Annotated in this window: 17 protein-coding genes and 1 pseudogene; 9 read left to right on the plus strand and 9 right to left on the minus strand. The window is 63.5% G+C overall.

The features are described from left to right. Positions 1-6 precede the first annotated feature (6 nt). Complete coding sequence (locus AC0KTM_RS12415) at positions 7-789, minus strand: SDR family NAD(P)-dependent oxidoreductase (protein WP_472415640.1); 783 nt, start codon at positions 787-789, stop codon at positions 7-9. A gap of 192 nt (positions 790-981) precedes the next feature. Here AC0KTM_RS12415 and AC0KTM_RS12420 point away from each other — a divergent pair, with 192 nt between their 5' ends. From AC0KTM_RS12420 to AC0KTM_RS12430, 3 genes and pseudogenes are all read left to right on the plus strand, one after another. Then, entirely contained in the window at positions 982-3,426 is a 2,445-nt protein-coding gene (locus AC0KTM_RS12420) for a CaiB/BaiF CoA transferase family protein (protein WP_472415641.1), read from the plus strand. After that, complete coding sequence (locus AC0KTM_RS12425) at positions 3,423-4,991, plus strand: acetyl-CoA acetyltransferase (RefSeq protein WP_472415642.1); 1,569 nt, start codon at positions 3,423-3,425, stop codon at positions 4,989-4,991. The genes AC0KTM_RS12420 and AC0KTM_RS12425 overlap by 4 nt, the downstream gene beginning before the upstream one ends. A gap of 28 nt (positions 4,992-5,019) precedes the next feature. Then, positions 5,020-6,123: pseudogene (locus tag AC0KTM_RS12430) on the plus strand (NAD-dependent epimerase/dehydratase family protein); the annotation flags it as partial. 59 nt (positions 6,124-6,182) lie between these two features. Here AC0KTM_RS12430 and AC0KTM_RS12435 read toward each other — a convergent pair. Then, the gene (locus tag AC0KTM_RS12435) at positions 6,183-7,037 is read right to left on the minus strand and encodes a hypothetical protein (RefSeq protein ID WP_472415643.1); all 855 of its coding nucleotides are present in this window, start codon (positions 7,035-7,037) and stop codon (positions 6,183-6,185) included. A 176-nt stretch (positions 7,038-7,213) separates the two neighbouring features. On the opposite strand from AC0KTM_RS12435, the gene AC0KTM_RS12440 reads away from it, so the two are divergent. Then, positions 7,214-7,987, plus strand: a complete 774-nt coding sequence (locus tag AC0KTM_RS12440; RefSeq protein ID WP_472415644.1) for an SDR family NAD(P)-dependent oxidoreductase — start codon at positions 7,214-7,216, stop codon at positions 7,985-7,987. Positions 7,988-8,029: 42 nt separating this feature from the next. Then, positions 8,030-8,275 carry a CoA transferase gene (locus AC0KTM_RS12445; RefSeq protein ID WP_472415645.1) on the plus strand — a complete coding sequence of 82 codons (246 nt, stop codon included), beginning with the start codon at positions 8,030-8,032 and terminating at the stop codon, positions 8,273-8,275. A gap of 21 nt (positions 8,276-8,296) precedes the next feature. On the opposite strand, the gene AC0KTM_RS12450 is transcribed toward AC0KTM_RS12445, so the two are convergent. Further along, positions 8,297-8,674 (minus strand): hypothetical protein, encoded by a 378-nt coding sequence (locus tag AC0KTM_RS12450; protein WP_472415646.1) that lies wholly within the window; start codon positions 8,672-8,674, stop codon positions 8,297-8,299. Between the two features lie 424 nt (positions 8,675-9,098). Between AC0KTM_RS12450 and AC0KTM_RS12455 the strand changes: the two genes are divergently transcribed. The 4 genes from AC0KTM_RS12455 to AC0KTM_RS12470 all read left to right on the plus strand — a co-directional run bounded on the left by AC0KTM_RS12455 (position 9,099) and on the right by AC0KTM_RS12470 (position 13,267). After that, on the plus strand, positions 9,099-10,265 hold the full coding sequence (locus tag AC0KTM_RS12455) for a cytochrome P450 (RefSeq protein WP_472415647.1): 1,167 nt from the start codon (positions 9,099-9,101) through the stop codon (positions 10,263-10,265). Next, positions 10,265-11,494, plus strand: a complete 1,230-nt coding sequence (locus tag AC0KTM_RS12460; RefSeq protein ID WP_472415648.1) for a CaiB/BaiF CoA transferase family protein — start codon at positions 10,265-10,267, stop codon at positions 11,492-11,494. Before AC0KTM_RS12455 ends, AC0KTM_RS12460 begins: the two co-directional genes overlap by 1 nt. Before the next feature lie 10 nt (positions 11,495-11,504). Beyond that, on the plus strand, positions 11,505-12,191 hold the full coding sequence (locus AC0KTM_RS12465) for a TetR/AcrR family transcriptional regulator (RefSeq protein ID WP_472415649.1): 687 nt from the start codon (positions 11,505-11,507) through the stop codon (positions 12,189-12,191). Between the two features lie 626 nt (positions 12,192-12,817). Beyond that, complete coding sequence (locus AC0KTM_RS12470) at positions 12,818-13,267, plus strand: AMP-binding enzyme (RefSeq protein WP_472415650.1); 450 nt, start codon at positions 12,818-12,820, stop codon at positions 13,265-13,267. A gap of 11 nt (positions 13,268-13,278) precedes the next feature. Here the strand turns inward: AC0KTM_RS12470 and AC0KTM_RS12475 are convergent, their stop codons facing one another. The 6 genes from AC0KTM_RS12475 to AC0KTM_RS12500 all read right to left on the minus strand — a co-directional run bounded on the left by AC0KTM_RS12475 (position 13,279) and on the right by AC0KTM_RS12500 (position 19,949). After that, the gene (locus AC0KTM_RS12475) at positions 13,279-14,358 is read right to left on the minus strand and encodes an alpha/beta hydrolase fold domain-containing protein (RefSeq protein ID WP_472415651.1); all 1,080 of its coding nucleotides are present in this window, start codon (positions 14,356-14,358) and stop codon (positions 13,279-13,281) included. Between the two features lie 205 nt (positions 14,359-14,563). Next, complete coding sequence (locus AC0KTM_RS12480; RefSeq protein ID WP_472415652.1) at positions 14,564-14,857, minus strand: acyl-CoA synthetase; 294 nt, start codon at positions 14,855-14,857, stop codon at positions 14,564-14,566. Next, positions 14,854-16,017 carry an amidohydrolase family protein gene (locus AC0KTM_RS12485; RefSeq protein WP_472415653.1) on the minus strand — a complete coding sequence of 388 codons (1,164 nt, stop codon included), beginning with the start codon at positions 16,015-16,017 and terminating at the stop codon, positions 14,854-14,856. The genes AC0KTM_RS12480 and AC0KTM_RS12485 overlap by 4 nt, the downstream gene beginning before the upstream one ends. Before the next feature lie 17 nt (positions 16,018-16,034). Next, positions 16,035-17,480 carry an aldehyde dehydrogenase gene (locus tag AC0KTM_RS12490; protein WP_472415654.1) on the minus strand — a complete coding sequence of 482 codons (1,446 nt, stop codon included), beginning with the start codon at positions 17,478-17,480 and terminating at the stop codon, positions 16,035-16,037. Next, the gene (locus tag AC0KTM_RS12495) at positions 17,473-18,657 is read right to left on the minus strand and encodes an amidohydrolase family protein (RefSeq protein ID WP_472415655.1); all 1,185 of its coding nucleotides are present in this window, start codon (positions 18,655-18,657) and stop codon (positions 17,473-17,475) included. Before AC0KTM_RS12495 ends, AC0KTM_RS12490 begins: the two co-directional genes overlap by 8 nt. Continuing rightward, the gene (locus AC0KTM_RS12500; protein ID WP_472415656.1) at positions 18,654-19,949 is read right to left on the minus strand and encodes a cytochrome P450; all 1,296 of its coding nucleotides are present in this window, start codon (positions 19,947-19,949) and stop codon (positions 18,654-18,656) included. The genes AC0KTM_RS12495 and AC0KTM_RS12500 overlap by 4 nt, the downstream gene beginning before the upstream one ends. Positions 19,950-20,117: the final 168 nt, after the last annotated feature.

Consider the following 20,117-nt stretch of genomic DNA (forward strand, 5'->3'; position numbering starts at 1 on the left):
TGCCTCTCAGTCCTTATTCATCAGGTGCACAAGCCGCCAAAGCAGAGCCGGCGAGAGTCGGCGGAGCATCCAGGTAGCGCGCGCCTCGAGCCCGGGTACCAGCACCGTGGTCCCTCGCTCGAGACCTTTCTCGATGCGATCCAGAATGACATCGGGATCGGCGGCCCGCCCAGAGCTGACGGCATCCAGCAATGCCTTGGGTCCGCCCGCGACGGCCTGCTCAAGCAGCGGCGTCTTGACCGCCGAGGGCGCCGCAAGGATCATCCGCAGGTTGGTATGCCGATGTTCGTGGATGAGGATCTCGCCGTACGTGTTCACCGCGGATTTGCTCGCGCAGTAGGCGGAGAAGTTGGTCGACGACGAGTAGCCGGCGATCGACCCGAACAGCACAACATCGCCGTGGTCGCGTGAAACCATCCCCGGCAGGACGGCTTTGGTTACGTGGACCGTGCCGAAGTAGTTGATCTTCATCGGTGCCAACAACCGCTCGACTGGCGTGTCGAGGATGCGACCCGCCGGCATTATTCCGGCCGCGTGTACCAGCCGATCGATGGGACCGTGGGTGGCCTCGATCTTTTCTACCGCGTCGCTGACGGCGTCCGCGTCGGTGACATCGCATTGGTAGGGGACGATCCGGTCCCCGCCGAGCCGTTGCGTTTCCTTCATTCCGGTCTCGTCGACGTCGACGACCGCAACATCGGCTCCCTGGTTGGCGAGCCGCACCGCGGCGATCCGCCCGATACCGCTGCCGCCGCCGGTCACCATCGCCACTTGCCCGTTGAACACCATCGTTCTCCATCGTCGGAGTAGGCCGCGCTAGCGTCACACTAGCGCCACATAGATAACTTAGTTTACTTTATGAGGGAGTTCGGCACAGAAGCAAGACGAGCAAACCAACGAGCGACCGTAGCGATACCAGAGCACCGCACGGGGGGCGCACCCCGGATAGGACGGATCCAGCGCGGGTGAAGGCGGACAATGATGTCAAGACCATTGGGTGATGATCTACAGCATCAGGTCGAACTGCCCCTGTACGGAACGCGTGTCATCGACCTGACAGACGGCGTCGCCGCCTCGTCGACACGTCTGCTGGCCGAACTGGGCGCTGGCGTGGTGCTCGTCGAGCCGCCTGAGGGACTCGCGTCACGACGTGCACACCCCCGACACGACGGTGCCGGACTTTCTTTTCTCACCGCACATGCCAACAAACGGGGCGTAGTCCTCGACTTGGGTACCAACCAGGGTCGCGCCGACCTGCTGTCGCTCGTGGACGGCGCCGACATCGTCGTCGAATCCTTGCCTCCCGGAACGCTGGACGGCCTGGGTGTGGGGCCCAGTGTCATGCGAGAGCGCAACCCGGCACTCGTCGTGGTGTCGATCACCGCCTTCGGGCAGACCGGCCCCTACCGCAACTGGCGAGGGACTGAGGCAGTGCAGATGGCGATGTCGTCCGTCTTGACCCGATCCGGCGCTCCCGATCGAGAGCCCCTGCTACCCCCCGGCAACCTCGCCACCGAGGCCGGTGCCGTCCAGGCGGCGTACGCCGCGCTAATCGCCTACTACCGCGCACTCAAGACAGGACTAGGCGATTATGTCGACTGCGCCCTGCACGACATAGCCGTGCAAGGGCTGGACCCCGGCTTTGGAATGGCCGGCACCGCCGCCATGGGGCGCCCGATCTCTGAGCTTCCTCCAGGGCGACCCGACGCCCGAATGCTTTACCCGATCTTTCCGTGCGCGGACGGTCACATCCGGCTGTGCATGCTCGCGCCCAAGCATTGGCGGGCGATATTCAATTGGCTCGGCGAGCCCGATGAATTCGCGGATCCTTCGTTCGAACAACTCATCACCCGGTTCATGTCCTGGGACAAACTGCGCAAAGTGATCGCCGAGCTATTTGCCGACAAAGCTCGCGATCACATTGTCGGACGGGGCATCGAACTCGGCATCCCCATCGCTGGTGTGAACACCCCGGCCGAGGCAGCGACAAGCGACCACGCGACGGGCCGCAACTCGTTTGTCGATGCCGAAGTCGCACCCGGACTCATCGGCCGAATGGCCAACGGTTACTTGGAACTGGGCGGCAAACGTGCTGGATTCCGATTCCGCGCACCTACTTTGGGCGAGCACACCGATGAAGTGCTCGGCGGTGTCGGCGGTGGTGTGCCGGCTGGATCTGTGAGTTCACCTTCGCCCGTGCCCCGGTCTCGCCCGCTAGAAGGGCTTCGCGTTCTGGATCTCGGAGTCATCGTGGTGGGCGCCGAAACCGGACGCTTGCTCGCCGACCAGGGGGCCGAGGTCATCAAGGTGGAGAACCGCGCGTTCATGGATGGCGCACGCCAAGCCGACACCCCAGAACGGGTCAGCCACGCCTTCTCAGTAGGTAACCGAAACAAGCTGAGCTTGGGCCTGAATCTGCGGGATCCGCGTGGGGCCGAACTGATGCGCGGCCTGATCGCCAAATCGGACGTCCTGTTGACAAACTTCAAACCCGGCACGATGGAGTCTCTCGGATTCGACGACAACACTCTGCGCGAGCTGAATCCCGCCATCGTAGTGGTCGAAAGCAGTGCGTTCGGCAGCAGCGGACCGTGGAGCAAGCGCATGGGTTACGGCCCGCTGGTGCGGGCAGCAGTCGGGCTGACCACCCTGTGGCGGCACCCAGACGCACCCGAAGGGTTCGGTGACGACATGACCGTCTACCCCGACCACGCCGCGGCGCGGGTCGCTGTTACAGCCATCATCGCCGCCCTAGTGGCTCGCCGACGCAGCGGCAGGGGCACCAAAATCACTGTGGCACAGATGGAGACGGTTTTCGTCCAGTTGTGCACCGACTATCTGCGCGAATCGCTGCAGCCCGGCACGATGACCGCCCGGGGCAACGTCGGTGAGTTCGATGCGCCCTCCGGGGTATATCGCTGCCACGGTGAGGACGCCTACTGCGCCGTGACGGTCGACGGTGATGCCGATTGGCTCAATCTGGCCGCAGCGATCAGTAGAGAGGATCTCGCGCAGCGCGAGGACCTGAGCACTGCCGACGGCAGGCTGGCTCACCGCGAGGAGCTCGCCCGAGCCGTCGAGCAGTGGGCCATGCCGCTCGATCCGCAGGACGCTGCGGCACAACTGCAGGCGGCTGGCGTCGCGGCCGGCGCGGCTGCGCATGTCAAGGACCTGCTCGACGATCCCCAGCTGGCGCATCGACACGCGTTCGGTCAACTGCGGCAACCTGGTTGGGACGAGCCGCTCACGGTCGAGACCGGCATCGCGCTCTTCGATGCCATTGCGCCACCGCTATTGAACCCGGCACCAGTCATGGCACAAGACACCCGGTCGGTTTGCCATGCGGTGCTGAAACTCAGTGATACCGAGATAGATCAGCTTGCGCGGGAGGGAGTCCTCGAATTGTCCGACGAGTCAACGGGATGAGCGCTGCCATCGATCCCCGGACACCGGTGATCGTCGGTGTCGGCCAATCCAGCGAGCGGATCGACGATCCCGACTACCGAGGACTGTCGGCGGTCGAGCTGGCGGCGGGGGCCGCGCGCGCCGCCCTCAGGGACTGCGGCGCCGACGTGAACGCTGTCGCGCGCCGGATCGACACCGTTGCCGGAGTCCGTCAGTTCGAAATCTCCACCCCATGGGTGAGCGCCCCGCTGGGACGATCCACGAACTACCCGCGTTCCGTCGCACGACGCATCGGAGCAAACCCTACCGACGCCATCCTCGAAGTTGTGGGCGGCCAGGGTCCCCAGCACCTCGTCAACGAAATGTCGGGAGCCATCGCCGCCGGCGAGCGCGACGCCGCACTGCTTTTCGGCTCCGAGGCCATCTCCACTATCCGTCACCTGATGTCCGGTGACGAGAAGCCCGACTTCTCCGAAGCCATCGACGGACAATTGAACGACCGCGGATACGGATTAGAAGGCATGAGCGGTCCCGAATTCGTCACCCACGGTCTGGTCGACGCGCCATCGCAGTACGCGCTTCTGGACAACGCCCGCCGGGCACGACTGGGCTTGACCCGCGAGCAGTACCGGCAGCAGATGGCTCAGCTGTTCGCGCCGTTCACCACCGTCGCCGCTACCAACCCGTTCGCCGCGTCGCCGGTCGAACGCAGCGTCGAGGAGCTGGCCGCGATCACCACGTCTAACCGTATGATCGCCGACCCCTATCCGCGTTTGATGGTGGCGCGCGATCGGGTGAACCAGGGTGCCGCAGTGCTCCTTATGGCGGTAAGCACCGCCATGGAACTCGGCGTGCCTGTGGATCATTGGGTATTCCTGCACGGCCATGCAGACCTACGCGAACGCAATCTGCTCTACCGCCCTGATCTGAGCCGGGCGCCGTCGGCCGTGGTTGCCGCTAAGGAAGCCCTGCGCGTCGCTGACGTCGACATCGACGGGATAGCCACGTTCGATCTCTACAGCTGCTTCCCGATCGCGGTATCCAACGTTTGTGATGGGATGGGCCTTTCGGCCGACGACCCCCGGGGACTGACCCTAACTGGTGGTCTGCCCTACTTCGGTGGCGCGGGCAATAACTATTCGATGCACGCCATTGCCGAGACGGTCCGTGCGATGCGTGAACGCCCGGGTTCGCACGGGCTGGTCGGCGCCAATGGTGGGACCCTGTCGAAGTATTCGGTCGGCATCTACTCGACGACGCCCCGCACTTGGCGAGCCGACCGAAGCGCCGCCCTCCAGTCCGAGCTGGAGGCTCGGCCCGTCACCGAGGTGGCGCAGGTCCCGGAGGGAGACGCTCGCATCGAGACGTACACGGTTCGTTACACCAAATCGGGTCCCGTCGGCATCGTCGTCGGCCGCCTCGATGCGGACGACCGCCGATTCCTGGCCAACCCCGCTGAGGGCGACCATGACCTTCTCGAACTGCTCATCGGCGGCGAACCGATCGGCGCCCCGATCGTGGTGCAGCCGGACCCGACCGGCAACAAAGCGGCGCTGAGCACTGCCGGAGTTCGGGGAGTGCGTTAGATGAAAGTGCTGGTGGCCGGGGGCGACGGGACTGTTCGGCCGTGCCGTGTGTCGGCGCTTGGTCGCCGCGGGCCATGACGTCACCGCTATGGCTCGCAACAGGCCGCAGACTCTCGTCGACGGCGTCGCGTTTACGGCCGGCGACGTCCGTGACGCCCGTGCGGTGGCCAACGCGGTGTCTGGATGTGGCGCGGTGGTGCATTTGGCGTGGGTCGTCGCTCCGCTCAAGACGGAGGCCGCCACCGAAGAGATCAATCTCGGCGGGACCCGGAATGTGTTGGACGCCATGGCCGCAACGGGCTGTCAACGGCTGGTGTTCTCATCGTCAGTGCTCGCGTATGGAGCCGTGCCCGGTCATCCACCGATGTTGACCGAGACCGACGAGCGGCGACCGCCTCGCGAGCACTTCTACGCGGCGCACAAAAAGGAGGCGGAGGACCTGATCGTCCGCAGCGGTGTGGACGCGGTGATGGTGCGCGCGGGCATCATCGCCGGACGGGAAGTCGACAACACCATCTTCCGGTTCTTCTCCAGTCCGCATTACCGGTTCCCGATCCAGACCGGCACCAACAGTTCGTGCACACCGACGACGTTGCGCGTTTCACCGCAGAGGCGGTGTCGCACACCCCTTAGCAAACTGTTCTTCAACACGGCCGCCCATCCGGCGACATTCGCATCCGCGGCGAGAGCAATTGCCCGGGCTGACGACAGCGCGACCGCGCTGAAAGCACTACGGAGGGCCAACACTCGGGTCGTCATCTGCCACGGCGAGCAGGACAAAATCGTCCCTCTCGCGTCCGCAGTCGATACGGCAAGTCTTAGTGGAGCGTTGTTGGTGACGCTACCAAAGGCCTATCACTCATGGGTGCTCAACACCCCGTGGACCTTCGCCGAGATCCTCAGCGGGCTGATCGCCGAGAACCGGCTCGGCGAGGACCTACGATCGGCAATGTCACCACCGAGGCGGGGAGTCGGACCTGACAGCGGAGGTATGTATAGGCCCGGCGCGCTTGTCCACGACCTGACCCCCGAGATCAGTGTCCTTGGCCGTGCGTATCCGCAACGGCGCCGCATGTATCACCGGTATCGAATCTGGGATCCCCTGGAGGTAGCGGACTTTGCAGCGAGTTAAGCCCCGACGGTGACTGTCATCTGACTTAGCGGGATGCATTGGCTGATGGCGTGCTGGAATCAGCTATGCAGACGCCGGGCGATCGGAATGGCCACCGCCGCACACGTCACCAGCATGACGAGCCCGCCGAGTGCTTGATCCCAGGCGACAGAAATCCTCAAAGGGCCAGCGGCGCCCGGCTCGTCCCACGCACCGAATACGGACAGCAGCCCGACGAGCGCGGCGATTTCTTGCGCTGCGAGTAACGAGATACGGCGAATCCTCAATGGAAGGACTGCGGCTGTTCGGAGCACGCCAAACCAGTACGCTATGCCGATCATCGATGCGGCAATGGCGAGCCACAACGGCACGACGTTCCTTGCCCCTCCGTGGTGATGTTCTCCTGGAAGGTGGATCGCGATGAGCAGTGCCGCGTAAGCCAGCGCCGATCCCCCGGTCAACAGCATCCACGCAGCACGGCGGCAACCGGTGCGCCTGGTGTCTGCGGCGAACGGCAAGACCGTGAGTATCCAGAGCGGGACCGCAACCAACTGCACCTCGAGAACGATCATAGCGACCAAATGCGACTGCGCAGTGAGCACACGAACTGGGTGAGACGCCATGCAAATAATGGCGGCGGTGGCGCCCAACGCGGCAACGATGATTTGCCGGCGCGACACCCACCAGACGAACGCGGCTACGGCCAGCACACCGACGGTGAGCACGGGCCACGCCCATTGCACCTGTGGCGCAGATGGTTTCGGCACGTCTGGCATGGGCGCCATAGCGTGCGTCGGTGCCATGCCCTGCTCATGGCGGTGAGCCGCAGGGCGGTCGGTCCATACCAAGATGCGGGCCAGCACGAGTACGCCGATGAGCTCTGCCGCTGCGATGATCCAGATACGCGCCGGTGGAGCGCCACGCCGGTCAGTCATGCGCCGACCGGCGCCAGACCACCAGGGCCTCTTTCCCCAACCGGCCATCCATGCGGCTCAGTATATGGTGAACTAGGTTAGATAAGTACGATCAGTCGCGGTCCACTACTCCCGGCACAGAGTCCTGCTTCCGGACGCGTCGTAAAGGTGGACAATGCCCGACTTGGAGGTGGCGCGTGACGTCTCTGCAGACCCCCGGTGAGCTCTTCGATTTGAGCGGCCAGGTTGCCGTCGTGACCGGAGCGTCCAGCGGGCTCGGCGACCGGTTCGTCCGAGTGCTACACACCGCGGGTGCCTCGGTCGTCGCCGTGGCCCGGCGCTCGGATCGACTCACCGTGCTCGCGGACGAACTCGATCGCGTGCTCCCGGTCACCGCCGATCTAGCTGACGACTCCGCAGTCAAGGAGATCGTCCCGCAGACGATGCAGCGCTACGGTCGGCTCGACCTCGTTGTGAACAATGCCGGCTTCGGCTCTCCCCTACCAGCGGTTGAGGAACCGATCGATGCCTTCCGGCGCACATTGGAGGTCAATCTGGTCGGCGCCTTTCATCTCGCCAGGCTGGCCGCCGCGCCGATGATCGCCGCGGGAAGCGGCTCGATCATCAACGTCTCCTCGATCCTCGGTCTGGTCGCCGCCTGGCCGATCCCGGACGCCTCATACAGCTCCTCGAAGGGAGCGCTGGTCAGTCTCACCCGTGACCTCGCGTGTCAATGGGCACGACATGGAATACGGGTCAACGCTCTGGCGCCGGGCTTCTTCCCCAGCGAAAGCTCGGCTCCGATGATGGAGGACGAAGCAAGCCGGCGCTATCTGCGCACGGGATGCCCGATGGGACGAATGGGTGAACCCGACGAGCTCGACGGAGCTCTCCTGTATTTGGCATCGCGGGCCTCGACATACATGACCGGGCAGGTGTTGACCGTGGACGGCGGGTGGACGGCGCATTGACGTTGCCGAAATCCGCCACCCGTCCGGAGATAGGAGGCGACGATGACTTTTCTGGCTGGCTGTCGGGTGTTGGACCTGACTGACGAACGCGACCTGTTGACCGGCCGGATCCTGGCCGATTTGGGTGCCGACGCGGTGGCAGTCGAACCCGCCGACGGCTCGTCGGCGCGGCGATGCTCCCCGCGTCGCGGCGACACCTCATATGTCTGGGACACCTTCGCCGCCAACCAACGCGGAATCACCGCCGACCTCGACACCTCTGTACCGCTACCCCGCCGCGAGCGCTGAGCTGAAGATCCAATGGGTGCGCTACTCGTCGTACCCTTGGCGGTCGATGATCAGGTCGGATAACTCGACGGCCTTCAGCGACACGTAATCGCCCCTATCGAGATCTTCGAGGATGACACGCGGCTCGGACCCGCTTCTATCGAGCCACAGCCGCACAGCGGCGGCCCTGTCGATGAGGATTGCCAACTCGCGGGGCTGCCGTCGCTTCAGCTTCTCCCAGCTGCTGCGGACGGAATCGACCCGGCCGACAGTGCCATCGCGAGGACCGACGGAGAACGCCGGCGCGTCGCATCGGTAGCGACGGTCCATCGTTTCCGCCCCGACAGAAAATCTTTCCTCGGGTTGGCCGGCGGTCGCCGCATTCGGATCGATCGAGTCATCCTTCGGCACGTCTTTCATCGGCCAACCACTGTGATTCCTCCACCCGATGACGGGTTCGCTCTGTCGCCATCCGATCGATTGCGACCGTCGCAGCTCGAGCGCTCGTGGCACCGCACGTCGCCAACGGCACCACCCTGGCGTCGCACCGACATATATTACTACGTGTACCATGTAACTACTGACTTAAGCCCCTGGCCTGCGCTACGAGACCATCACTCTAGCCAGACCCAAAACCTTGCTGGCCGAGGGTGATTGGCGACCAAAACCGCCCTGCCGGGACACGTTCGCAACGGCTAACGTCGAGCCAGCTGTGACCTGGGTCTCGCCCTGTACCACTGCGCCTGATACTCTCAAGTCGGCCAGTCGCAGAAATGCGCCATCTAGCCACGAAAATCGCAGGTACCCGGAGGAGCACGTGACAAAGAGTGAGCAGGCGGCGACGGTGCCGGTCGTCACCTTCGACTACACCGCCACCGAGCCTGAGGGAACCTGGTTCGCTAAATACGACGCCCTGCGCGCTCAGTTTCCCTGGTACCGAAACGAATTCGGGCCTGGCTTCTGGACGGTCTGCAACTACGAGGGAATCCTGCAGATCATGCAGAACCCAGAAACTTTCTCCAACAGCGTGGTCACCGCGCTGGACCCGAATCCGCCGATCAAGTGGATCCCCGAGATGCTGGACGGGGACGAGCACAAGCAATGGCGGCGACAGCTCGGTCCACTCTTCTCACCGGGCGCCGTCGAGAAAATGGAATCGATGGTGCGCCAGCGCGCGATCGATATCATCGACGGGCTCGTCGACCGCGGCTCTTGCGACTTCATGGCCGACTTCGCCGCTCGCTTTCCAACCACCATCTTCCTGGAGATGATGGGTTTGCCAGTCGACGAATTAGACCAGTTCCTAGCGTGGGAGCATGACATTCTGCACGCCGGCGGCAGTGACGAAGAGAAGCTGCGACAGCAGATGGCGGCGATGATGTCGGTGATGGGCCGGTTCTCAACCGTCATCGCCGAGCGCCGTGCGGAACCACGCGACGACATCGTCAGCAGCGCCCTGAAGTACGAGATCGATGGGGAACCGGTCACTGACCAGGACCTGCTGTCGTTCTGCTTGCTGATGTTCATGGCGGGTCTGGACACCGTCTCGGTCACGCTTGGCTGGATGTTTCTTCACCTGGCCCGCAACGACGACGACCGGCAGAGGATCGTGAACGAGCCGGCCATCATCCCCACCGCGGTCGAGGAGTTCGTCCGTGCCTACGCGATCGTGATCCCCGCCCGCAAGGTGATGCGGGACATCGAAGTTCAGGGCTGCCCGATGAAGGCCGGTGACATGGTGAACATCCCGCTGGCCGCGGCGACCCGCGACGATGCCGCCTTTGCCAACGCGACGTCGGTGGACATCACTCGTAAACCGAATAAACACATCGGCTTTGGTGCCGGCCCACACCGATGCCTAGGCTCACACTTGGCCCGTCAGGAACTCAGAATTGCCCTGGAGGAATGGCACAAGCGGATCCCCGACTACGGGGTGGCTGCGGACGCGCAGATGCTCGAAAGCGGCAGCCAGTTGGGACTGGAAAGCCGGCCGCTGGTCTGGGACATCTGATGCGCAAGCCCCTCGACGGTGTCCGTGTCCTTGAGGTGGCCCAGTTCACCTTCGTGCCTTCCGCTGGGGCGGTGCTGGCTGATTGGGGTGCCGAGGTCATCAAGATCGAGCATCCCGTGACCGGCGATGCCCAACGCGGGCTGGTCAAGGTGCTCGGCGCAGCGGCAAGCAAGCCGGGCTCCTCGTTCGCCCCGATTATGGACGCGCCCAACCGCGGTAAGCGCAGTGTCGGGCTGGCGCTGGACAACGCCGAGGCGCGACCGGTCTTCGATGAATTGGTCCGACGGAGCGACGTCTTCCTCACCAACTACCTGCCCTCGGCTCGGGCCAAACTGAGCATCGACGTCGCCGACATCCGCAACGTCAACCCCGACATTATTTTCGTGGCGGGCAGCGGATTCGGCATGAACGGACCGGACCGCGATGCTGGCGCATACGACGCCACAGCGTTCTGGGCCCGCGGCGGCAGCGCAGACGGGCTCAATCCTCCTGACGCCGACCAATCGGCATTCATGCCCGCAGGCGCCTACGGCGACAACATCGGCGGCATCACCATCGCAGGCGGGGTCGCGGCCGCGCTCTACGGCCGGCACGTCGCCGGAGAGCCGTCGGTGCTCGACGTCTCGTTACTCGCAGTGGGCGCCTGGACCACACAGTTCAACGTCAACATGGCAATGCTTATGGGCGGACCGCTACCGAAAGTGGAACGGCGGACGCAGGCACCGGGCAATCCGCTGACCGGTGCCTACCGCACCGCAGACGGGAGGTTCGTTCAACTGTCGATGCTGCAGCCCACCCGGTACTGGCCGGAGTTCTGCCGGCTGATGGGCCTAGACCAATATGTCGAGGACCCCCGGTTCGATTCGCTTGAGTCGATGGCCGCCAACGCCGATCTCGCCTATGGGATCGTCCACGACGCCATAGCCAAGTTGAGCTTCGCCGAGTGCAAGGAAATACTGAGCAAGAGCACCGGACAGTGGGCTCCGGTTCAGGGCGCCTGGGAGATGGCTAACGACCAGGACCTACTCGCCAACGGACGAATCGCCAATGTCATTGACGCCGAGGGCAACCCGCAACGGTTGGTGGCCAACCCGGTGAAATTCGATGACGACCCGGCAGCGCTTGGCCGCGCCCCGCAGTTCGCCGAGCACACCGACGACGTCCTGCGCGACCTCGGGCTGGACGACGAGCGACTCATAGAACTCAAGATCGCCGGTGCCATCACGTAGTCTCGGCCCCGTGGTGACGGTCGACGCGATCTCCGGTGACGACGGGACCGTCAGGGACCGACTGATCAGAGCCGCCGACAAGGAGATCGCCGCCCGGGGCACCAGCGGCGTACAGATGGAAGTCGTCGCCAAGATCGCAGGTGTCTCGCGGGCCACCGCCTTCCGCCAACTCGGCAGCGTCTCGGAGATGCTGGTTCAGGTCGCCCTGCTAAGAGCCCGCCGACATGTCGCGGCGGTAGAAGCGCTGATGGCAACCAAGACCGGGGTCTTCGCGAAACTGGAAGCCGCTCTTGTGTATACGGCTCAGGAATTACCGTCCGACCCCTCGATCTCGGCCCTAATCGCGCAACACGCAGCCAGCGTGCACGACCCCCGGGTACACCAGGTCGCCATGGATGCGATGGGCCCAGTGCTGGCGGAGGGCCAACGACACAGCCAGATACGCACCGACATCGGCATCAACGAAATGGTCGACTTCCTGGTGGAACAGACATATCTCGCCGCCGAGGAGATCGACAGGTCCGAAGACGAGGTGCGGCGTCGCTTTCGCCACTTCGTCATCCCGGGGCTGGCTGCGCCGAAAGGCTATGGCGGTGAACACGTTTCCCGGACCATGGAGGTCCAGGAAGCGATCACCACCGCGATCGAGGCACTGAACAATTTCGCCGAACAATTCCGTCGCGCGCCCTCCGAGTGAACGCGGCGGTAATCGGCGCGGTCAGCGCCAAGGCCGGGATCGCCAGGGTGAGCATTCCGTGCTGCGCCGATGGGTGCAGCGGTGGTTTAATATCGAACGGGTATGCCATGACTCGCGGAATCCAAGTGTCCGAACGTTTCCTCCTGTCTGATGCGGGACTCACGGTTTCTACGGAAAGAAGGCGGCGTGGGGACACGAGATCGTCGGACCTCGGGGTCACCCGCCGAGAAGTCGCGAGCCACCGGAACGTGTATCCGGACTCGATACCACCTTTCTGGCGATCGAGACTCCGAGCAGTCAGATGCATACATTATTCCATCCTCGAGTCGAACGACGGCAGCAGATCTCTACGTGAAGTCCGTCATCGCGCAGTGCAGAATCAACTGCACGCAGTGCCCTGCTACGCCCAGAGGTTGAGGTTCGTTTCGTTCGACCTTCACCACCCGCTGCTGGTCGGCGCCGACGATTTCGACATCGCCAACCCATACACGTCAGGAAGTGTCCACGCCGGGTGGCAGAGCCGAACGGGACGGCGTGATCGCGGAGGTCTGCGGCGGCAAGCTTGACCGTCGCAGACCGCTGTGGGAACTCTGGATCCTCGATGGCCTCGAACATGGCCGAATCGGTTGCCTGCCAAACTGCATCACAGCATCGCCGACGGCAGAGTGGCATCCAATCAGCTGCTCGCCCTCACCGGCGCCAGACGGGCTGAGCTGCGAATCAGTGACACGCCAATCAGCACCAGCCAGTTGATCCTCGGTACCCTGTGGGATCGCGGTGACAAAGTTTATCCCGTCGAGGTCGAGCGGCTGCGTGGCTCACATCCCAGCGTCGTGGAGGCTGCCGTCGTCGGTGTATCGGATACTCACTTCGCCCAGCGGCTCTATGCGTTCGTCGTGCCTAAACCTGGCGTCAGCTCGGATGAATTGCCCGACGAGCTCCGAAGTTACGTGCGCGACAACCTTGCCTGGCACAAGGTTCCTCGGTCCGTCGAGATCGTTGCCGAGCTTCCCCAAAAGCGACCGGCAAATCGCCAAGAAGGAGCTGGTTACTCGAGCCGCCGGTGGCACCGTTGACGATAAAGCGGTCACGGACTCCTGGCACCCGAACGGATGAAGTGCACATAGGTCAAAAATCGGTCTACCGCGGTTATGGCTGCGGCGGTGCGGATAGTAGGCAAGGCGTCGAACATGTGCTGAGCGCCGGGCAGTTCGGCGTAGGCCACGGGATTACACGATACCGCTTTGAGTGAGTCGACGAATGCGCGGGCCTGTTCTGGGTTGGTGAACGTGTCGATGTCGCCGTGGAGTACGAAGAACGGCGGCGCGTCGGCATTCACCCAAGACAACGCCGAGCCCTGGTTCCACACGTCGTACGCATCCTGCGCGGAGGATCCGATCACGAACCGACGAAGGAAAGCTTCCTGTTCTGGCGGTGAATCACCGTTGCGGTCAAGCAGGTCGTAGACCCCGTAAAACGGGACCGCCACCGCCACCGAGGTGTCGGCCTCCTCGAAGCCAGGCTGCAGCTCCGGTGCTGACGGGCTAAGCGCCGCGAGCGCCGTGAGGTGTCCACCAGCGGAACCTCCGGTCATCGCAATGAAGTCGGGATCGCCCCCGTAGCAGCCGATCTCGCGTTTGATCCAGGCAATGGCGCGTTTGGTATCGATGATGTGGGCCGGCCAGTACGCCTTGGGCGCCAGTGAATAGTTGATAGCGACACATACCCAACCGCGCTCGGCCATGTGCGCCAGTAACGGGTAGGCCTGCCCGCGCTTTCCGCCCTTGACCCACGCACTGCCGGGGACCTGCAGCAGGACAGGGGCCTTACCGTCGGCGGGCAGGTCGTCGCGGTACCAGATGTCTAGATGGTTACGGACTCCAGCGTCGCCGTAGGACAGATTCTCGTGTCTCAAATAGCGTTTGCGCTCGCTGAAGCGAGGAAACCACTTCTTTCGCAAGCCGGCAGGTGTCTCCGCATAGCGCCGATCCGGCAACGCCTCTCGATACCCGCTACCCAACGCAGCACGTAGCGCCTGATCCGTCACCTTCGGTGTGCGCACGGCGTCGCGGTGCGATGCGACCAAGCCTGCCCACGCGGCAACGGCAACCACCATGGCGAAACGCCCTGACGGATGCCGCAGCGCACCCCTGGCCACCAAACCCATCGCCACCGCCGCCTCTGCCGCGAGTACGTGCAACGGAAACTCGCTGACCCACAGGCTAACGGCCGCCAACGGAACCACGGTCGCGGAAACAGCCAGACCAGGCAACAACTTTCGTAACGCTCGGTCAGGTCGTCGTGATCGGGCGATCGCGCTGCAGAACGCCCACGCCACCGCCGCTCGCAACAGACGACGCCCGGGGTCATCACTAATCATGGGCTGTGGTGAAATTGCGGCAAGCGGTGCCCCCATAGCCGAAGAACGTGTCGAAGTTGGTGTCGCCGATGGCGGGCGCCGAGTTGCGGGCAACGGCCTCCTCCAGCGCGCGCAGCCGCTTTCGCGCCGTCGCGAGTTCGGATTCGGAGCCCTCACCCGACTCCAGCGCGGCAATGCGCTGGCGCATTTGAGCCATACCGGAGTTGAGGCGGGCACCCCCCTCGCCGAACGTCAGCAGGTCGTGGTCGTCCTCCTCGAGTCGTCCACCACGGTCGGGCGCCGTCATCGCGGAAAATGCAGCATCCGACGGGCATTGGTTTCGGCGATCATCTCCACCTCGTCGTCGGGCACCGATGCCAGGACTTCAGCCGCGCGTTTGCGGCTGTTGGGCCAGTTCGAGTCCGAGTGAGGATAGTCGGCCTCCATGGTGATGCGGTCGACGCCGATCTGATGCCGGTTGGACACACCGTGCTCATCGTCGATGAAGCACCCGTAGAAGTGCTGGCGGAACAGATCCGAGGGCCGCGCATCGAAATCGATCTGTTGGTAATAGCGGTGCCTTTCCCACCCGTAGTCGCACCGCTCAAGGATGTAGGGAATCCATCCGATTCCGCCTTCGGCGAGCGAGAACTGCAGCTTCGGGAAACGCTGCAGCGCACCGGAAAACAACAGGTCCACCGTCGTCCACATCAGGTTCGACGAGAACAGGATCATCGCGACGACGAACGGCACCTTCTGGTCCAGCATCTGCGGACCGACGCTGGTGCTCTGGAAAGGAAAGCCCGGGACGTAGGAACTCGACCCGAAGTGCAACGACAGCGGAACCTCGGCATCAGAGCAAATCCGCCACAACGGATCCCAGTGCTTGGTGTAGAACGACGGCAACCCCAGGGGTTGAGGACTATCAGGGAACGACAGGGTGCGCGCACCTTTGGCAATCACCCGCTCTGCTTCGTCGGTCGCCAGGTCGATGTCCCAGACGGGAAGAATTCCTATCGGAATGAAACGGTCCGGCGCGGTGCCGCACCATTCGTCGATGTAGAAGTCATTCCATGCCTGGACGCACAATAAGGCGAGGTCTTTGTCCCGAGCGCGGAAGAACGTCCCGCCACCGAACCCCGGGAAAGACGGAAAGCACACTGCCGCTTGGACTCCGTCGAGGTCCATGTCCTTGACGCGGGCGGCCGGATCGTAGCAGCCGGGGATCATGTCCTCGTAGCGCAACGGGTCGACGCCCCATTCCTCCGGTGGTTTGCCCGCGACCGCATTGAGGCCTAACGTCGGGAAGACCTGCCCGTCGTAGGACCATTGATGGTTGCCGTTGGTCTCGATGATCCGCGGACCGTCGTCGCGGTACTTCGCGGGTAAACGGTCTTGCCAGACTCGCGGTGGTTCGATGAGATGATCATCTACAGAGACGATCTGGTGGTGGTCTTGTAACGGCACTTCGGGCTCCTGTTTTCTCAGGCGTGCTCGCGCACGCCGATCGATTTGTATTCGAGGTAGGCCTCCAGCGCTTCGCTGCCGCTCTCACGCCCGATGCCCGATGCCCTGACTCCCCCGAAAGGCGCGACCGACTCGGGCATCGAATAGTTCACGTTGATCGTGCCGGTGCGTACCCGGCGCGCCACCGCCAGCCCGAATTCGGCGTCCTGGGTCCAGACCGATCCCGACAGGCCGTAAGCGGAGTCATTCGCGATGTCGACGGCTTGGTCGATGCCGTCGTATTCGATCACACAGATGACCGGACCGAAGATCTCTTCCTGCGCGACCGTCGATTTCGGGTCGACATCGGTAAGCAGGGTGGGTTGGACGAAGTAACCTTTGCCGTCCACATCGGTGGCGTGACCACCGGTGGCGATCGTCGCGCCTTCCTTGACGCCGATCCTCACGTAGTCCAACACCCGCGAGCGCTGCTCTTCGGAGACCAGCGGACCGATGTCGGTATTGGGGTCCAATGCATTGCCCACCGTCAACGACTCGTACGCGGCGACGATCGCGTCGGTGACCGCCGCCTTGCGCGACCGGGGAACCAGCAGGCGGGTCTGTGCGATGCACGCCTGCCCGTTGATCATCAGCATCGCCGGAAGCAGTTGCGGAAGGACAGCACTGAAGTCGGCGTCCTCTGCGATGATGGCCGCCGATTTGCCGCCGAGTTCCAAGGTGCATCGGCGGATGTCGGAACCACAGATAGATGCGACGTGTCGGCCCGCCTGAGTCGAGCCGGTGAAGGACACCTTGTCGACGTCGCGGTGGGAGACGAGATGCTCAGCGGCCTCGCGGTCCGCAGGTACCACGCTGATGACACCGTCAGGAAAGCCGGCGGCGACCACCGCCTCGGCGAGATAGGTTGCGTCTAGTGCGGTCTTGGGGTCGGGCTTGACGACGACAGTGCAGCCCGCGGCCAGCGCGGGCGCCATCTTCATCATCGCGATCGTCAGCGGCACGTTCCATGGCACGATCGCCGCGGCCACACCGACGGGCTCACGGGTCACCAGCACCGGGTTGCCCATCATTCCCGTCCGGGTTTCCTCGAATTGCATGGTACGGGCGAGGCGCGCCGAAGCGGCGACGGTGGCCGCGGCCGACATCGCCTGTATGGTTGGGCTGGTGGCGATGCTGCAGCCGTTCTCTTGGCTGACAGTGGACGCAATTGCGTCGCAGCGTGATTCAAGCTCGACGCTAAGACGGTCGAGCGCGTCGGCGCGCTGGCCAGGGCAAAACGACCGCCACTCTCCGTGATCGAAGGCCCGACGGGCGGCGGAGACCGCTCGGTCGATGTCGGTTTTCCCCGCCAGCGGAACCGACGCGACCGACTCCTCCGTGGACGAGTCGACGATGTCACGCCGCTCGGCGGAGTGCGGCGTCACCCAGGCGCCGCCGATCATCAGCCGCTTCGTTTCAGGCATTGTTACCTACCAATGTGCGCAAGGGAAAGTCATACAACGTCGAGACGTTCTTCCAGGTAATCGCTTCGACGAATATCGGATCGGCGCAGGCGAGTTCGGCGGTGAACAACTGCTGGCTGCGGGGCCATACCGATTCCATGTGGGGGTAGTCGACTTCTATGGTCCAGTTGTGGAAGTCGAGCTGTTCTGCGAGCCGGTACGCGTTGGCCGCTTCGAGCGTGCTCAGCGTGTAGGTTTCCCGCAGCATGTCCAGCGGAGTCCGGTCCAGGTCCGGCCAGCCTTGCCGGTGCAGCAGCGAATAGTGCACACACCAGTCGAGCCGTTCGATCAAATGCGGCAACCAGCTGCCACCCGACTCGGCGATCGTCACTTTGATTCCGGGGAAGCGCACACCGAGACCGGCCCAGATGAAACCCGCGAGTGCTTCCATGGCGCTGCTCTGGAACAACGTGCTAGCGAAGCCGTAGGGAATGCTGTCATAGTTCTCGGCGAAGTTGACGTTGGGCCAATGCGGAAGATCGTTGGTGTGATGGGAGATAACGGTGCCGGTCTCCTGACAGGCGCGCAGGAACGGATCCCACGAGGTGTCACCCAGCCACGGCAACCCGAGATCGGTTGGGTTTCGAAACATGACACCCTTGAAGCCCCGCTCGGCATTGCGATAGATCTCCTCGGCGGCGACAACGGCGTCGCGATACCAGGTGAGCTGTAGTGGGATGAAACGGTTTGGCGCTGAAGCAATCCAGGTCTCCAGATACCAGTCGTTCCAAGCCCGCATCGCCGCGATACCCAACTCGGGATCCCTAGCCGAAGCGAATAATTCACCTCCGAAACCGACGCCCGCCGGCGAGGAGTAAAGCGCAGTGGCCCAGACACCATCACGATCCATGTCGGCAATACGCGCCGCGGGCTGGTAGCAGCCTTTGCGGATTTCGTCGAAGGTGACGACTGGTGTACCGAGCCATTCCTCGGGTGTCATTCCGGCCACAGCGCAACTACGCCACAGCGGGACGCGCCGGTCCTCAAAGACCCAATGCTGGCCGCCGCCATCCAGTTTCACCAAACGGGGGCTGCGGTCTGCCCACTTTGAGGGCATGCGGCCTTCGTAAACGTCGGCCGACTCGATCAGGTGGCAGTTGGCGGAGATCAGAGTCAGGGGATCGGACACGCCGGTCACCAACCTCCTGACAGCACGTCGTCGGGATAACGGTGCTCCCGCGGGCCCGGGGTGAAGGTGGCCGGCACCTTTCGATAGGTGAAGATGACGCCGCAATCCTTGCTTAATTCAGCCTCGCCAGGGTCGACGCGGAAATCGGCGAGTCGCCTCAAAATCTCGCCGACACCCACGACCAAAGATGACCGTGCGATGTGAGAGCCAAGGCACCGGTGCACCCCAAGTCCGAACACGCTGTGACGATTGACATGTGGTCTGTCCAGGTCGAACTCCGTGGGATTGTCGAATTCACGGGGGTCACGATTGGCCGCCGCCCACGAGATCAGCACGTTGTCACCGGCCTTGATCTCGGCGTCGCCGATCGTAATGTCCTCCTTCGCAACTCGCAGCAGGTGCGTGGTTGGCGACTCGATGCGCAGTGACTCCTCAACGAAATTCGTAATGAGGTCCGGATTTTCGCGCAAACGGTTCTGGAGCTTCTGGTCCTGTCCGAGCCGGTGGCTCATCACGGCAAGCGCGGCGGCGGTGGTGTCAAGGCCTGCTTCGTAGATGTTGTGAACGATGTGAGTCAGCCGGTCTGGCGGTATTTTCTCGCCGTTGATCTCGGCGTCGACGATGCGGGCGATGATGGACTGTCCGCGCACATCCGGCGGCGTGGCTCTGATCTTTTCGATCTCGGCGCCGATCTTCTCAAACAGCCACTGGTAGCTCGCCATGAACTGCGGAAGCACCTCGGCCTGCTCCGCTTCGGGCAGGATGGTCAGCCATCCGCGTTCCTGCAGCAGATGCGAAAGCTCGGTGTACTTCGACCAGTCCGTGGCGTCCAAGCCGAGCAATCGCAAGGTGATGATAGCGGCGTAGGGCGACGCCAACTGCGCATAGACATCACATTTGCCGGATTCGATGAACTGGTCGATGAGATAACCGAGAACCTGTCGCGAAGTCTCCGTACGGTCACCGACCTCGCCAGGGGAGAACAGTGGAGTCAACAACTTGCGATAGGGCACGTTCTCGGGCGGGTCGAGACTCACCGGAATCATCAGGTCGGTGTCGGGGATGAGCGCTGGGAACGCAACGCCGGCGCAATTCGAAAACACCGCCGGGTTGTGTGCCACTGCCTTGGCGTCGGCGTGACGCGTGATGACCCAAAAGCCACCGTGCTGCTCACTGCGCGATACCCGGGTGGCTTCGCGGCTGGCGTCGAGCTTCGCGTAAGCGCACTTGCCGAACGAGGGATCGTGCGGATCAAAGTCCGCCCCGATCGGCTCAACCTGGTCAGCAGACGGTGTGTCCATTGTGGTTTCGTTCATGTGGGTCCCTGACATCATCGTGGGTTCGGGGTTGTGGTTCGCGAACGGGCGTGCGCAGGTCGCGATGGTCCAGGCCCGAGTTCAATTCGAGTGTGGAACAGGTCACATCGGCATGTCAAGGCTGATACCGTATGACATACGAACCGAACGTCC

The sequence above is a fragment of the Mycobacterium sp. NTMscope_Eco_3 genome, from assembly GCF_976985685.1.

Coding starts and splice junctions, on each gene's coding strand:
- AC0KTM_RS12490 (WP_472415654.1), bottom strand. CDS start 17,480: ATGCCTGAAACGAAGCGGCTGATGATCGGCGGCGCCTGGGTGACGCCG.
- AC0KTM_RS12420 (WP_472415641.1), top strand. CDS start 982: ATGTCAAGACCATTGGGTGATGATCTACAGCATCAGGTCGAACTGCCC.
- AC0KTM_RS12415 (WP_472415640.1), bottom strand. CDS start 789: ATGGTGTTCAACGGGCAAGTGGCGATGGTGACCGGCGGCGGCAGCGGT.
- AC0KTM_RS12500 (WP_472415656.1), bottom strand. CDS start 19,949: ATGGACACACCGTCTGCTGACCAGGTTGAGCCGATCGGGGCGGACTTT.
- AC0KTM_RS12450 (WP_472415646.1), bottom strand. CDS start 8,674: ATGAAAGACGTGCCGAAGGATGACTCGATCGATCCGAATGCGGCGACC.
- AC0KTM_RS12445 (WP_472415645.1), top strand. CDS start 8,030: ATGACTTTTCTGGCTGGCTGTCGGGTGTTGGACCTGACTGACGAACGC.
- AC0KTM_RS12475 (WP_472415651.1), bottom strand. CDS start 14,358: ATGGGTTTGGTGGCCAGGGGTGCGCTGCGGCATCCGTCAGGGCGTTTC.
- AC0KTM_RS12425 (WP_472415642.1), top strand. CDS start 3,423: ATGAGCGCTGCCATCGATCCCCGGACACCGGTGATCGTCGGTGTCGGC.
- AC0KTM_RS12435 (WP_472415643.1), bottom strand. CDS start 7,037: ATGACTGACCGGCGTGGCGCTCCACCGGCGCGTATCTGGATCATCGCA.
- AC0KTM_RS12460 (WP_472415648.1), top strand. CDS start 10,265: ATGCGCAAGCCCCTCGACGGTGTCCGTGTCCTTGAGGTGGCCCAGTTC.
- AC0KTM_RS12480 (WP_472415652.1), bottom strand. CDS start 14,857: ATGACGGCGCCCGACCGTGGTGGACGACTCGAGGAGGACGACCACGAC.